Source organism: Arthrobacter sp. Dra40, assembly GCF_059091905.1.
Map to the genome: position 1 here is coordinate 1 of NZ_JBNHHB010000612.1, position 241 is coordinate 241.

Annotated in this window: 1 protein-coding gene; it reads left to right on the forward strand. The window is 69.3% G+C overall.

From position 1 onward, the window contains the following. The coding region (locus AC5RWT_RS38240) for a DUF222 domain-containing protein (protein ID WP_494084738.1) at window positions 1-241 on the forward strand (241 nt) is incomplete at both ends.

Sequence of the window (241 nt, forward strand, 5' to 3'; positions counted from 1 at the left end):
GTCCTGTCTCTGCTGGGGCTGGGCGAGGAACCGGCGACGCTGGACGGGTTCGGTCCGATCCCGGCGGACGCTGCCCGGCAGTTGTGTGCGGATGCGAGGTCATTTTACCGGATCCTGACGCATCCGGAGACCGGGGCCAGGCTCTCCTACGGCAGGACCCGGTACCGGCCGCCGGCGGATCTGGCCCGGATGGTGCGGAAACGGGACGAGGTGTGTCCGTTTGCCGGCTGCCGCAAACACG